Annotated in this window: 11 protein-coding genes; 4 read left to right on the top strand and 7 right to left on the bottom strand. The window is 69.3% G+C overall.

Annotated features, from left to right (window positions below; translation table 11 throughout):
* Nucleotides 1-9: 9 nt before the first annotated feature.
* Both ACFVJS_RS21580 and ACFVJS_RS21575 read right to left on the bottom strand, forming a co-directional pair.
* Entirely contained in the window at nt 10-2103 is a 2094-nt protein-coding gene (locus ACFVJS_RS21580; RefSeq protein WP_378884686.1) for a 3-hydroxyacyl-CoA dehydrogenase NAD-binding domain-containing protein, read from the bottom strand.
* A 1-nt stretch (nt 2104) separates the two neighbouring features.
* The gene (locus ACFVJS_RS21575; protein ID WP_165112034.1) at nt 2105-3304 is read right to left on the bottom strand and encodes an acetyl-CoA C-acyltransferase; all 1200 of its coding nucleotides are present in this window, start codon (nt 3302-3304) and stop codon (nt 2105-2107) included.
* A gap of 310 nt (nt 3305-3614) precedes the next feature.
* On the opposite strand from ACFVJS_RS21575, the gene ACFVJS_RS21570 reads away from it, so the two are divergent.
* The 3 genes from ACFVJS_RS21570 to ACFVJS_RS21560 all read left to right on the top strand — a co-directional run bounded on the left by ACFVJS_RS21570 (nt 3615) and on the right by ACFVJS_RS21560 (nt 5968).
* On the top strand, nt 3615-4574 hold the full coding sequence (locus ACFVJS_RS21570) for a PAC2 family protein (protein WP_378884684.1): 960 nt from the start codon (nt 3615-3617) through the stop codon (nt 4572-4574).
* A gap of 48 nt (nt 4575-4622) precedes the next feature.
* Complete coding sequence (locus ACFVJS_RS21565) at nt 4623-5468, top strand: acyl-CoA thioesterase (RefSeq protein WP_378884681.1); 846 nt, start codon at nt 4623-4625, stop codon at nt 5466-5468.
* 149 nt (nt 5469-5617) lie between these two features.
* Nucleotides 5618-5968 (top strand): ArsC/Spx/MgsR family protein, encoded by a 351-nt coding sequence (locus ACFVJS_RS21560; protein WP_378884679.1) that lies wholly within the window; start codon nt 5618-5620, stop codon nt 5966-5968.
* 13 nt (nt 5969-5981) lie between these two features.
* Here ACFVJS_RS21560 and ACFVJS_RS21555 read toward each other — a convergent pair whose 3' ends face one another.
* The 5 genes from ACFVJS_RS21555 to ACFVJS_RS21535 all read right to left on the bottom strand — a co-directional run bounded on the left by ACFVJS_RS21555 (nt 5982) and on the right by ACFVJS_RS21535 (nt 9844).
* Nucleotides 5982-6395 carry a PIN domain-containing protein gene (locus tag ACFVJS_RS21555; RefSeq protein ID WP_378884676.1) on the bottom strand — a complete coding sequence of 138 codons (414 nt, stop codon included), beginning with the start codon at nt 6393-6395 and terminating at the stop codon, nt 5982-5984.
* Nucleotides 6386-6604, bottom strand: a complete 219-nt coding sequence (locus ACFVJS_RS21550) for an antitoxin (protein ID WP_378884673.1) — start codon at nt 6602-6604, stop codon at nt 6386-6388. The genes ACFVJS_RS21555 and ACFVJS_RS21550 overlap by 10 nt, the downstream gene beginning before the upstream one ends.
* 56 nt (nt 6605-6660) lie before the next feature.
* A complete protein-coding gene (locus ACFVJS_RS21545) occupies nt 6661-7575 on the bottom strand; it encodes a GNAT family N-acetyltransferase (protein ID WP_378884670.1) in 915 nt (304 codons plus the stop codon).
* A gap of 65 nt (nt 7576-7640) precedes the next feature.
* Nucleotides 7641-8522, bottom strand: a complete 882-nt coding sequence (locus tag ACFVJS_RS21540; RefSeq protein WP_378884667.1) for a MaoC/PaaZ C-terminal domain-containing protein — start codon at nt 8520-8522, stop codon at nt 7641-7643.
* A complete protein-coding gene (locus ACFVJS_RS21535; protein WP_378884665.1) occupies nt 8522-9844 on the bottom strand; it encodes a 3-oxoacyl-ACP reductase in 1323 nt (440 codons plus the stop codon). Before ACFVJS_RS21535 ends, ACFVJS_RS21540 begins: the two co-directional genes overlap by 1 nt.
* Before the next feature lie 151 nt (nt 9845-9995).
* On the opposite strand from ACFVJS_RS21535, the gene ACFVJS_RS21530 reads away from it, so the two are divergent.
* A partial coding sequence (locus tag ACFVJS_RS21530; protein WP_378884661.1) for an acetyl-CoA C-acetyltransferase occupies nt 9996-11290 on the top strand: 1295 nt, incomplete at its 3' end.

Below are 11290 nucleotides of genomic sequence, written 5' to 3'. Positions count from 1 at the left end.
TTCCAGGCGTCAGTGGAACTTCTTGCCGGTCACCTTCTCGGAGATGCCCTCGCGGTCGAGGAGCTGGGTGATGCCACCGTTCCAGAACTGGAAGCCGGCACCGGTGATCATCCCCAGGTCGATGTCCTCGGCGGCCTGGGCGACGCCCTCGTCGAGCATCCGGCCGATCTCGTCGGCGATCGCCTCGAGGGTCTGCTGGCGCACCTCCTCGGCCGTCTTGACGACGTCACCGACGGTGAGGAGCGCCTCGACCTCCGGGTCGAGCGTGCGGCCGTCGGCACCGAAGAACGAGGCCTTCTTGGCCTCGACGACCTTGTGGAGGTTCTCCGAGAGGTAGAACCGCTCGGGGAAGGCCTTCGCCAGGGTCTCGTTGTTGTGGTACGCGATGGCCGGACCGACCAGCCCGATGAGCTGGTAGGGCGACATCGGGGTGACGCCCGCGAAGGCGGACTCGACCACGTCGATCGGGGTGCCCTCGTCGGCGATCTTCGCGATCTCGCCCATGAAGCGGCCCAAGAGCCGGTTCACGATGAAGGAGGGGCTGTCCTTGACCAGGATCGAGGTCTTCTTGAGTGCCTTGGAGGTCGCGAAGGCGGTGGCCAGCGCGGCGTCGGAGGTCTTCTCGCCCTTGATGATCTCGAGGAGCGGCATGACCGCGACCGGGTTGAAGAAGTGGAAGCCCACGACCCGCTCGGGGTTCTTCAGGTCGGCGGCCATCTCCGTGATGGAGAGGGACGACGTGTTCGTGGCGAAGACCGCGGTCTCCGGCGCGACGGCCTCGGCGTTGGCGAAGACGGTCTTCTTGACGCCCATCTCCTCGAAGACCGCCTCGATGATGAAGTCGGCGTCGGAGAACGCCTCCGCGTAGTCGACCGACGCGGTGACGAGCGCCTTGAGACGGTTGGTCGCGTCCTGCGAGGCGCGGCCCTTGGCGAGCTTCTTGTCGAGCTCGGCGTGGACGTACGCCACGCCCTTGTCGGCGCGCTCCTGGTCGAGGTCGACCATGACGACCGGCACCTTGAGGCGCTGGACGAAGAGCAGCGCGAACTGCGAGGCCATCAGACCGGCACCGATGATGCCGACCTTGGTGACCTTCTGCGCGAGCGCCTTGTCGGGGGCACCGGCGGGACGCTTGGCGCGCTTCTGCACCAGGTCGAAGGAGTAGAGCGAGGCGAGCAGCTGCGGGGTCTTGGACATCGCCACGAGCGCGTCGTCCTCGGCCGTGAAACCCTCCTCGCGGGTCGCCGTCTTGGCCAGCGTCAGGAGCTCGACGGCCTTCTTGGCGGCCGGGGAGGCGTCGCCGGTCTTGGCCCAGGCGAAGAAGCCGGCGTTCTTGACGGCCTCGTCCCAGGCCTCGCCGCGGTCGATCTCCTCGCGCTCGACCGACACCTGACCGGAGAGGACCTTGTCGGCCCACAGCAGCGACTGCTCGAGGTAGTCGGCACCGCCGAACATCGCGTCCGCGATGCCCAGGTCGTAGGCCTCGGCGCCCTTGAGCACCTTGCCGTTGTTGAGCGGGTTCTCGATGAAGACCTTGGCGGCCTTGGCCGGACCGATCAGGTTCGGCAGGAGATAGCCACCGCCCCAGCCGGGGATCAGGCCGAGCATGACCTCGGGCAGTCCGACGGCGGGCACGGAGTCCTGGATGGTGCGGTAGTCGGCGTGCAGCGCGACCTCGAGGCCGCCGCCGAGAGCGAGCCCGTTGATGAAGCCGAACGACGGCTTCTTGGTGCCGTTGTGACCGTCGCCCAGCTTGCGGAAGACCGCGTGGCCGAGCTCGGCGATCGTACGGATCCCGTCGGGGCCGCCCGCCTGCAGCGAGGTCAGGTCGGCACCGGCCGCGAGGATGAACGGCTTGCCGGTGACCGCGATCGCGTCGATCTCGGCGTCGGCCAGGGCCGCGTCGTAGGCCGTGTTGAGCTCGACCAGCGACTTCGGGCCGAACGTGTTCGGGCGGGTGTGGTCGTGGCCGTTGTCGAGGGTGACCAGGCCGAGGACCTTGCCGGAGGGCAGGGTGACCTTCTGCAGCAGGGCCTTGGTCACGACCTCGTCGTCGGAGTAGAGCTTCTCCACGTCTGCGAGAAGCGTGTTGATGTCCGTCATGTCAGGCCTCCGCGCCGTTCCAGTGAGGGTTCTCCCAGATGACCGTGCCGCCCATACCCAGGCCGATGCACATGGTGGTGAGGCCGTAGCGGACCTCGGGGCGCTCCTCGAACTGGCGGGCGAGCTGGATCATCAGCCGCACGCCGGAGGACGCCAGCGGGTGACCGAACGCGATCGCGCCACCGTAGGGGTTCACGCGGTCGTCGTTCTGGTCGATGCCGAAGTGGTCCAGGAACGCGAGCACCTGGATCGCGAAGGCCTCGTTGATCTCGAAGGCCTCGATGTCGTCGATCGTGAGCCCGGCCTTGGCCAGCGCCTTCTCGGTCGACGGGATCGGGCCGACGGCCATGACCTCAGGGGCGACGCCGGCGAAGGCGTACGAAACCAGCCGCATCTTGATCGGCAGACCGAGCTCCTTGGCGACCTCCTCGGAGGCCAGCAGCGAGGCGGTCGCGCCGTCGTTGATGCCCGCCGCGTTGCCCGCGGTCACCCGACCGTGGGGGCGGAACGGGGTCTTCAGCTTGGCCAGGTCCTCGGTGGTGGTGCCGGGACGCATCGGCTCGTCGGTGGTGGCCAGGCCCCAGCCGTTCTCGGCGGAGCGGGTGGCCACGGGCACCAGGTCGGGCTGGATCTTGCCGTCGGCGTACGCCTTGGCCGCCAGCTCCTGGGAGCGGACGGCGAACGCGTCGGTGCGCTCCTTGGTGATCGCCGGGTAGCGGTCGTGGACGTTCTCGGCGGTGTTGCCCATGACGAGCGCGCTCGGGTCGACCAGCTTCTCGGAGATGATCCGCGGGTTCGGGTCGACGCCCTCGCCCATCGGGTGGCGGCCCATGTGCTCGACGCCACCGGCGATGGCGACGTCGTAGGCACCGAAGGCGATGCCGCCGGCGGTCGTGGTGACCGCGGTCATCGCGCCCGCGCACATCCGGTCGATCGCGTAGCCCGGGACGGACTGCGGGAGACCGGCGAGCAGGCCGGCGGTGCGGCCGATGGTGAGACCCTGGTCGCCGATCTGCGTGGTCGCGGCGATGGCGACCTCGTCGATCCGCTCCGGGGGAAGATCGGGGTTGCGGCGCGTGAGCTCACGGATGAGCTTGACGACCAGGTCGTCTGCGCGGGTCTCGGCGTACTGGCCCTTGGCCTTGCCGAAAGGTGTGCGTACGCCGTCGACGAAGACGACTTCTCGCAGCTGTCGGGTCACCGTGTCACTCCATGTGAATTGCCGGTCGGTTGCCGCCGGGCGGCGCTGTTGTTGCGGGCACCGGTGGTGCCCCGGCGGTTACATTACCCGCTAGTAACAACGACCGCACCGAGGGGGAGGTCACACCGGCCGTTTGGGGGAGATCGACGGTCTCCGCGCGTCGGCTTGGGAATATCGTGGGCGTCCAGGATGCTGCGCTGTCGTCATGTGGAAGCGTGTATTGAGAAGGTTGAGCCCGAGGGTCGAGATCCCGGGCGAGGCAAGCGACGGCGCGGCCCCTGAGGGCCGTACGCGACGGGAGGAGGCACCGATGGCTGGATCACGTCTGGTGCACATCGTGGACGACCTGCCCGAGGAGATCCTCCTCGCCGGCGGCGACCGGCTGCCGATGGTGGTGGTCATGGATGGCTTCCTCGACGCCGGAAAGGCCTCCGAGCGGGCCGCCGCCCACCTGGTCCAGACCTCCCGGCGCGCGCCGGTGGTCGCGACCTTCGAGGTCGACGAGTTCCACGACTACCGGGCCCGCCGCCCCGCGATCTCGTTCGTCAGCGACCACTACGAGTCCTTCGACGCCCCGCGACTGGTCGTCCGGCTGCTCAAGGACGCCGGCGACACGCCCTACCTGCTGCTGCACGGCCCGGAGCCGGACAACCGCTGGGAGGCCTTCGCCGGTGCCGTACGTGAGGTCATCGAGCGACTCGGCGTGACCGAGGTGATCTCGCTCACCTCGGTGCCGATGGCAGTGCCGCACACCCGGCCGCTGACCACCACCAGGCACGCCAACGACCCGGCGCAGGAGCTCACCGGTCAGGTCTGGGAGAGCCCGTGGAAGGGTGAGATCCGGATTCCGGCGTCCGCCCAGGCGATGCTGGAGGTCCGGCTGGGGGAGTGGGGTCTGCCGGCGGGCGGTTTCGTGGTCCACATGCCGCACTACCTGGCTCAGAGCGACTTCCCGGCCGCGGCGGTCGTGCTCGTCGAGGAGCTCGAGCGCGCGGCGCGGCTGACGATCCCCGTCTCCGACCTGGAGGCCGAGGCCCAGCGCCGCGAGGAGGAGATCGCCTCCTACATCGAGGACAATGCCGAGGTGCGGGAGGTCGTCGCCGCTCTGGAGCAGCAGTACGACACCTTCCAGCGCGGCGAGGAGTCCGGACGCTCTCTGCTGGCTCCCGACGAGCCGCTGCCGACGGGTGACGAGCTCGGCGCGCAGTTCGAGCAGTTCCTCGCCGGGCTGAACGGCCCGGACCCCGATGACAACCCTGAGAAGGATTGAGAGACACTCACTCACATGACGACCGACGCCGTACCGGCGGATCAGGCAGTGGCCGAACTGGTAGGCGTGCTCGACCTGGTGGAGATCGACAAGGACCTCTTCCACGGTGCCACCACGACCCGCAACTCGCGTGGACGCGCCTACGGTGGCCAGGTGGCCGCCCAGGCGCTGATGGCCGCCATCCGCTCGGCCGACCCGGCCTTCACGGTGCACTCGATGCACTCCTACTTCCTGCTCCCGGGCGACCCGTCCTACCCGATCGTCTATGACGTGGAGCGGATCCGCGACGGGCGCTCCTTCGAGACCAGGCGGGTCCGGGCGCGGCAGAAGGGCCGCGACATCTACTACCTCACCGCCAACTTCCAGCGTGAGGAGACCGGGTTCGAGCACCAGGACGCGATGCCGTCCGTCCCGCCGCCGGAGAAGTGCATCGACTTCCTGAAGATGATGGCCGACTCGGGTTCGCCCGAGGCCGTGTCGTTGGCTCGTGAGTGGGAGGCCGTCGAGGTGCGCGCCGTCGGCAACTCCCTGCTCGGCATCGAGCCCGACCCCGCCCGCCCGGCGCAGCAGCGCCTGTGGATCCGGTTGGGTGCCTCGCTCCCCGACGATCCCGACATCCAGCGCGGCGCGTTCACCTGGGCCTCCGACATCTCGCTGCTCGGTGCCTCCCTGGCCGCCCACTCCCTGGACCACAAGGGCATCCAGATGGCCTCCCTCGACCACACCATCTGGTTCCACCGGCCGTTCCGTGCCGACGAGTGGTGGCTCTACGACCAGGAGAGCCCCTCGGCCTACGGCGGCCGCGGCCTGTCCATCGGTCGCGTCTTCACCGCCGACGGCACCCTGGCCGCCACGGTGGCCCAGGAGGGCCTCATCCGCCCGCCCCGCGCCTGAGGCCGCCGACCCGGCGCGTCAGTCTCACCCTCACGCGCCGAGTCGGCGCATCTGTCCCATGATCGCGCCCAGAAATAGGTCGGCGCACTATCGCACAGCCTGGTTGCCTACCGTGATAGCGCACCACAGCGGGCCGCTAAGGTGGCGGCGTGGATCAGATCACCGTGTACGAGAAGCCGACCTGCACGACGTGTCGGAACCTGTTCGTCCTCCTGAAGGAGGAGGGCATCGACTTCGAGAAGGTCGACTACCACGTGCTGGGCCTGCGGGCCGAGGAGGTCCGAGACATCCTGGCGAAGACCGGGCTGAGCGCTCGCGACGTGCTGCGCAAGCGCGAGCCGGTCTACAAGGAGCTCGAACTCGGCAGCCGTGACCTCTCCGAGGACGAGCTCGTCGACCTGATCGTGAAGCACCCTGCGCTGATGGAGCGCCCGATCGTGCTCAAGGGCGACCGTGGTGTACTGGCCCGGCCGATCGAGAAGGTGCGCGAGCTGTTCTGAGCTTCAGCGGACGTCAGGCGCGGAGCCGCTCGACCGGCTGACCGGTGGTGCGGGTGATGAGGTCGACGTCGTTGTCGGCGTGGAGCACGGTGAGGTCGGCCTCCTCGGCGACCGCCGCGACGAGCAGGTCCGGGACCGACGGCGCCCGGTGACGGCCGTCGCGCAGCACGATGCGCTGGATCTCCAGCGCGCGTGCCTCCGTACGCGGAGTGAGGGTCGCGAGCGGCATGTGGATCACCGGCACGTCCTCGACGAGCTCGGACCACTCGCGTTCGGTGCGGGCCAGGTGGCCGATCTCCAGCAGCGTCGTGGTGGTGATGCGTACTTGTCCCAGCTCGATCAGGCGGGACCACTTCTCAGCGTCGGGGCTGGTGGACATCCGGGCGAGCGCCGACCGGTGCACCAGCCAGGGTCGAACTACGACCATGCGTCACGCATCAGACCCCGGTCGGCCAGCGCGGCGAACTTCGCGAAGTCGGCCCCGGCCACAGGGCGCGCGGGTGGCAGCGGGCGGAGCGCGTCGGGCGTGAACCATCGACGCAGATACTCGTCGCGGGTGAGACCCAGCCGCGTCGCCTCGCTGTCGATGCGGGTGAGCTCGTCATCCGAGAGGCCTCGGATCAGTACGTCGGACATGTCTGTCCACCTCCTGGTCGCAAGATGCTAGCGGACGGGAGGTCGGCGGGACGGGATCAGGGCCGGGTCGCGCGGTGGACCCAGGTCGACTCGACCTGCATCCCGACACGGAGGTAGAGGTCGAGAGCGCCCGTACGGGAGTCGGTCGACAGCGTCGCGCGGGTGGCTCCATGAGCACGGGCCGCGCCGAACGCGTCGGCGAGGAGCGCCTGGGCCAGGCCACGGTTGCGGTGGTCCTTACGGGTGGCCAGCTGGCTGACGTAGCCCTCCCGGCCGTCCTCGGTCATCACCAGCACCGCCGCGGCGACGACCGCGCCGTCCGGGCCGGTGGCCACGCGTAGGTTCCACGGCTCGGCCCCGGGCCTGCCGATGACGGTGGCGAGCCAGTCGGCGTAGGGCTCCCGCTCGCGCTCGGACCACTCGAGGAAGGCGTCCTCGATCACGTTCCACACCTGCTCGTGGTCCTGGGGGGTGGCAGCCCTGATGGCGTACGTCTCGGGCAGCTCGCGCACCGGGATCACCGCGTCCTCCGGCAGGACCAGGACCCAGGACTCCCAGCGTGTGAACCAGCCGAGGGACTCCAGCAGCCGGTCGCCGGGCGAGCCTTGGGGGACCGGCATGCCGATGACGGGCTCGCCGAGCTCGGCCGCACGTGCGCTGATCCAGCCGGCGAGCGCGGTGCCGATCCCGTGATCCCAGTGGTCGGGGTGGACGGCGGAGTCGGCGCGTGCGCCGCCCGAGCACTCGGCGTAGCCGACGAGCTCACCGGTGGGCGTGAGCACGCCGACGGTGGCCGGGCCGACGTCGAAGGAGGGCCGCTGCCACTCCGCGACGATGTCGGCCTCCTCGATGTGGACCTCGCCCGTCGTGGCCAGCTCGTCGGCCGCCATCACGCGGGCCACGGCGCCGGCATCGGCGAGGTTCAGGGGACGCTCGGTATAACCCGACGGGAGCTGGAGTGGGGCGGGCATGCGAGCACGCTCTCACCTGCGGGAGGTCGGCCGCCACGGGTTAAACGTTGGCGGCCGACCGTTGGTCACAGAGCGGTGGTGCGCCCCAGCAGGTGGAGCGTGTCCGAGCCGCGCTTGTGGAGCGAGAAGTCGTAGCCGTCCAGGTGCTTCAGCGACCCGAAGGCGACGGAGGAGGGGAGGAAGACCGGCTTCTTGAACGCCACGTCCACGCGGACCGCGCCCGGGAGCCGGTTCTCGAGTGCGGCGATGCAGCGTGCCTTGGTCCACATCCCGTGGGCGATCTGCCGCTTGAACCCGAGCGCCTTCGCGGTCAGGGGGTAGAGGTGGATCGGGTTGTAGTCGCCGGCGACCTTGGCATAGCGCCGTCCCAGGTCGGCCTTGAGCGGGAAGACCGGGCCCGAGGGGTCGACCTCGATCAGATCCGACTTCCAGGAGACGTCGGGGTTGCGCTTGCCGCGCACGAGGTAGGTCGAGGTGGACTCCCACACGACCTCGCCCTCGGCGGTGGCGACGGTCAGGAACCGGTAGGCCTTCCCGACCGGGTGCGGCTCGGGCTGCCCCACGGTGGTGGTCACCGCGACCGCCTCGCCGACGGAGATCGGCCGGTAGCCGCTGATGGAGTTCTCGATGTGGACCATGCCCATCGCGGGCGAGGGGAAGTCGGGCGAGGACATCAGCGCCATGTGCAGCGGGAAGGCCAGCATGTGCGGGTAGGGGAGCGGGACGGTGTCCTTAAGGGGGAACCCGCACAGCTCGGCGTAGGCGTCGACCGCGGCGCGATCGAGCTCGACGGGCTCACGGGTGAGGCTCAGCTCCTCGTAGGTCACCCCCGTCTTCTTGATGCCGGGCAGCGCGTTGACGCCGGGGATGGCGGGCAGCGCCGCCCGGATGAGGAGCCCGGGGCCGGACTTGCCGGTGAAGCTGGGTTCGATCTTCGGGGCACTCATCAGGCGCCCAGCATCATCTGGCCGCACACCCGCACGACGTTGCCGTTGACGCCGGTGGAGGCCGGCGAGGCGTACCACGCGATGGTCTCGGCGACGTCGACCGGCAGGCCACCCTGGGCCATCGCGTTGAGGCGCTGGCCGACCTCCCGCGTCGCGAACGGGACCGCGGCGGTCATCTGGGTGATGATGAAGCCCGGGGCGACCGCGTTGACGGTGATGCCGTCGGGGAGGTCATCGGCCAACGAGTCGACGAAGCCGATGACGGCCGCCTTGGAGGTGGCGTAGGAGGTCTGACCGACGTTGCCGGCGATGCCGGCGATCGAGGAGACGCCGATGATGCGGCCGTTGGGGCGGATGAGCTTCTGCTCGAGCAGCTCGGCGGTGATCCGCTCGGGGGCGCTGATGTTGATCTCCAGCACGGTGCCGAAGCGGTCGGCCTTCTGGTTGGCGAGCTTCTTGTCGAGGGTGACGCCGGCGTTGTGGACGACGATGTCGACCCCGCCGAACTTCTCCTGGAGGTAGGAGGCGATCGTGGCGGGCGCGTCCTCGGCGGTGATGTCGGCGGTGATGTAGTCGGGAGTGACCTTCTTCAGGTCTTCCTCCGACGGCGGGATGTCGAGGCCGACGACGGTCGCGCCGTCGCGCTGCAAAACCTTGGCGATCTCCTCGCCGATGCCGCGGGCGGCGCCGGTGACGAGGGCGACCTTGCCGGTGAGCGGCTTCTTGAGATCTACCTGCTCGGCGGCGGGCGAGGCGTTCTTGGCGCCGATCCGCACGACCTGGCCGGAGACGTAGGCGCTCTTCGGGGAGAGCAGGAAGGCCAGCGTCGAGAGCAGCGAGCCCTCGAAGCCCTCCGCGACGTAGACGAGCTGGACCGTGCCGCCCTGGCCGATCTCCTTGCCGAGGCTGCGGGTGAAGCCCTCCAGGGCGCGCTGGGCGACCCGCTCGCCCCCCTTGAGCTGCTCGGGCGGGGTGCCGATCACGACGACGCGCGGGTTGCTCTCCAGGCTGCGCATCACCGGGGTGAAGAACTCCTGCAGCGCGACCAGGTCGGTCGTCGAGGTCAGGCCGGTGGCATCGAAGACGAGGCCCTTGAAGCGAGCGCCCGCTGCCGCGGTGTCGGTCGAGGCGATGTCCAGCTCGCCGAGCAGCCCGCTCAGCGACTCGGCCAGACGACCACGGCCGCCGGTCAGGACGGTGCCCTTCACGAGCGGGGCGCCGGCTGCGTACCGCTCGAGCTTGGCGGGGCTCGGCAGTCCGAGGTTCTTGACGAGGACCTTGCCGATCGCCGACTGGGTGAAGCTCTGGTACTTGTCGCTCATGGTCTGCTCTGATCCTTCTGGACGTGGTCTCTGAGACGTACGTTGGTATGTTACTGGCCAGTTGTAACTAGGCGTGTAACTCGGTGTCCACTTCTCGTGATCTCCCTGACATACCCTTCTCCAAAGCGCTTCATCAGACAAGGATGAACCTATGACCACCACCCGTCGTGTCGCCATCGTCGGCGGCAACCGTATTCCCTTCGCCCGCTCCAACGGTGCGTATGCGACCGCGTCGAACCAGGAGATGTTCACCGCTGTCCTCGACGGCCTCGCCGCTCGCTTCGGCCTCGAGGGCGAGCGCATCGGTGAGGTCGCCTCCGGTGCGGTGCTCAAGCACTCGCGCGACTTCAACCTGACCCGCGAGTCGGTGCTCGGGTCGAAGCTCGCTCCCGAGACCGCTGCTGTCGACCTGCAGCAGGCCTGCGGCACCGGCCTCCAGGCCGCGACCTACATCGCCAACAAGATCGCGCTCGGCCAGATCGACTCCGGCATCGCCGGCGGCACCGACACCACCTCCGACGCGCCGATCGCGCTGGGCGAGAAGCTCCGCAAGATCCTGCTCGAGGCCAACCGTGCCAAGACCAACGTCGACCGTGTCAAGGCGTTCGCCAAGCTCCGTCCGGCCGACATCATCCCCAACATCCCGGCCAACGTGGAGCCGCGCACCAAGCTCTCCATGGGTGAGCACGCTGCGCTCACCGCGCAGGAGTGGGGCATCACCCGCGAGGCCCAGGACGAGCTCGCCGCCGCCTCTCACCAGAAGCTCGCCGCTGCGTACGACGCCGGCTGGTTCGAGGATCAGATCACCCCGTTCCGCGGCCTGGAGAAGGACAACAACCTCCGTCCCGGATCGACCGTCGAGAAGCTCGCCACTCTCAAGCCCGTCTTCGGCGTCAAGGGCGAGAACCCGACCATGACGGCCGGCAACTCGACGCCGCTGACCGACGGTGCCTCGGCCGTGCTCTTCGCGAGCGAGGAGTGGGCCGCCGCCAAGAACCTGCCGGTCCTGGCCTACTTCGTCGACGCCGAGGTCGCCGCCGTCGACTACGTGGCCGGTGGCGAGGGTCTGCTGATGGCCCCTGCTTACGCCGTCCCGCGTCTCCTCGCCCGCAACGGCCTGACCTTCGACGACTTCGACTTCTTCGAGATCCACGAGGCCTTCGCGTCGCAGGTCCTCTCCACCCTCGCCGCCTGGGAGTCGCCCGACTTCTGCAAGGACAAGCTCGGCCTCGACGCCCCGGTCGGCACCGTGCCGCGCGAGAAGCTCAACGTCAAGGGCTCGAGCCTGGCGGCCGGCCACCCCTTCGCCGCCACCGGCGGCCGGATCATCAACAACCTCGCCAAGATGCTCGACGAGAAGCCACCTCGGCCGGGGGCGCGGCCTGTGCGGCGAGGGCGTCGAGCAGGAGCCGTGCCGCCCGCTCCCCCATCGCCCGGTGCGGCAGT

Source organism: Nocardioides sp. NPDC057772, assembly GCF_042798075.1.
Classification (GTDB): domain Bacteria; phylum Actinomycetota; class Actinomycetes; order Propionibacteriales; family Nocardioidaceae; genus Nocardioides.
Note: the sequence above shows the minus strand (reverse complement) of the source record. Positions and strands in the feature narration are given on the sequence as shown.

Bases quoted from the DNA above. Each gene is read 5' to 3' on its own strand.
- ACFVJS_RS21540 (WP_378884667.1), bottom strand. From the start codon at position 8,522: ATGAGTGCCCCGAAGATCGAACCCAGCTTCACCGGCAAGTCCGGCCCC.
- ACFVJS_RS21535 (WP_378884665.1), bottom strand. From the start codon at position 9,844: ATGAGCGACAAGTACCAGAGCTTCACCCAGTCGGCGATCGGCAAGGTC.
- ACFVJS_RS21580 (WP_378884686.1), bottom strand. From the start codon at position 2,103: ATGACGGACATCAACACGCTTCTCGCAGACGTGGAGAAGCTCTACTCC.
- ACFVJS_RS21555 (WP_378884676.1), bottom strand. From the start codon at position 6,395: ATGGTCGTAGTTCGACCCTGGCTGGTGCACCGGTCGGCGCTCGCCCGG.
- ACFVJS_RS21550 (WP_378884673.1), bottom strand. From the start codon at position 6,604: ATGTCCGACGTACTGATCCGAGGCCTCTCGGATGACGAGCTCACCCGC.
- ACFVJS_RS21545 (WP_378884670.1), bottom strand. From the start codon at position 7,575: ATGCCCGCCCCACTCCAGCTCCCGTCGGGTTATACCGAGCGTCCCCTG.
- ACFVJS_RS21570 (WP_378884684.1), top strand. From the start codon at position 3,615: ATGGCTGGATCACGTCTGGTGCACATCGTGGACGACCTGCCCGAGGAG.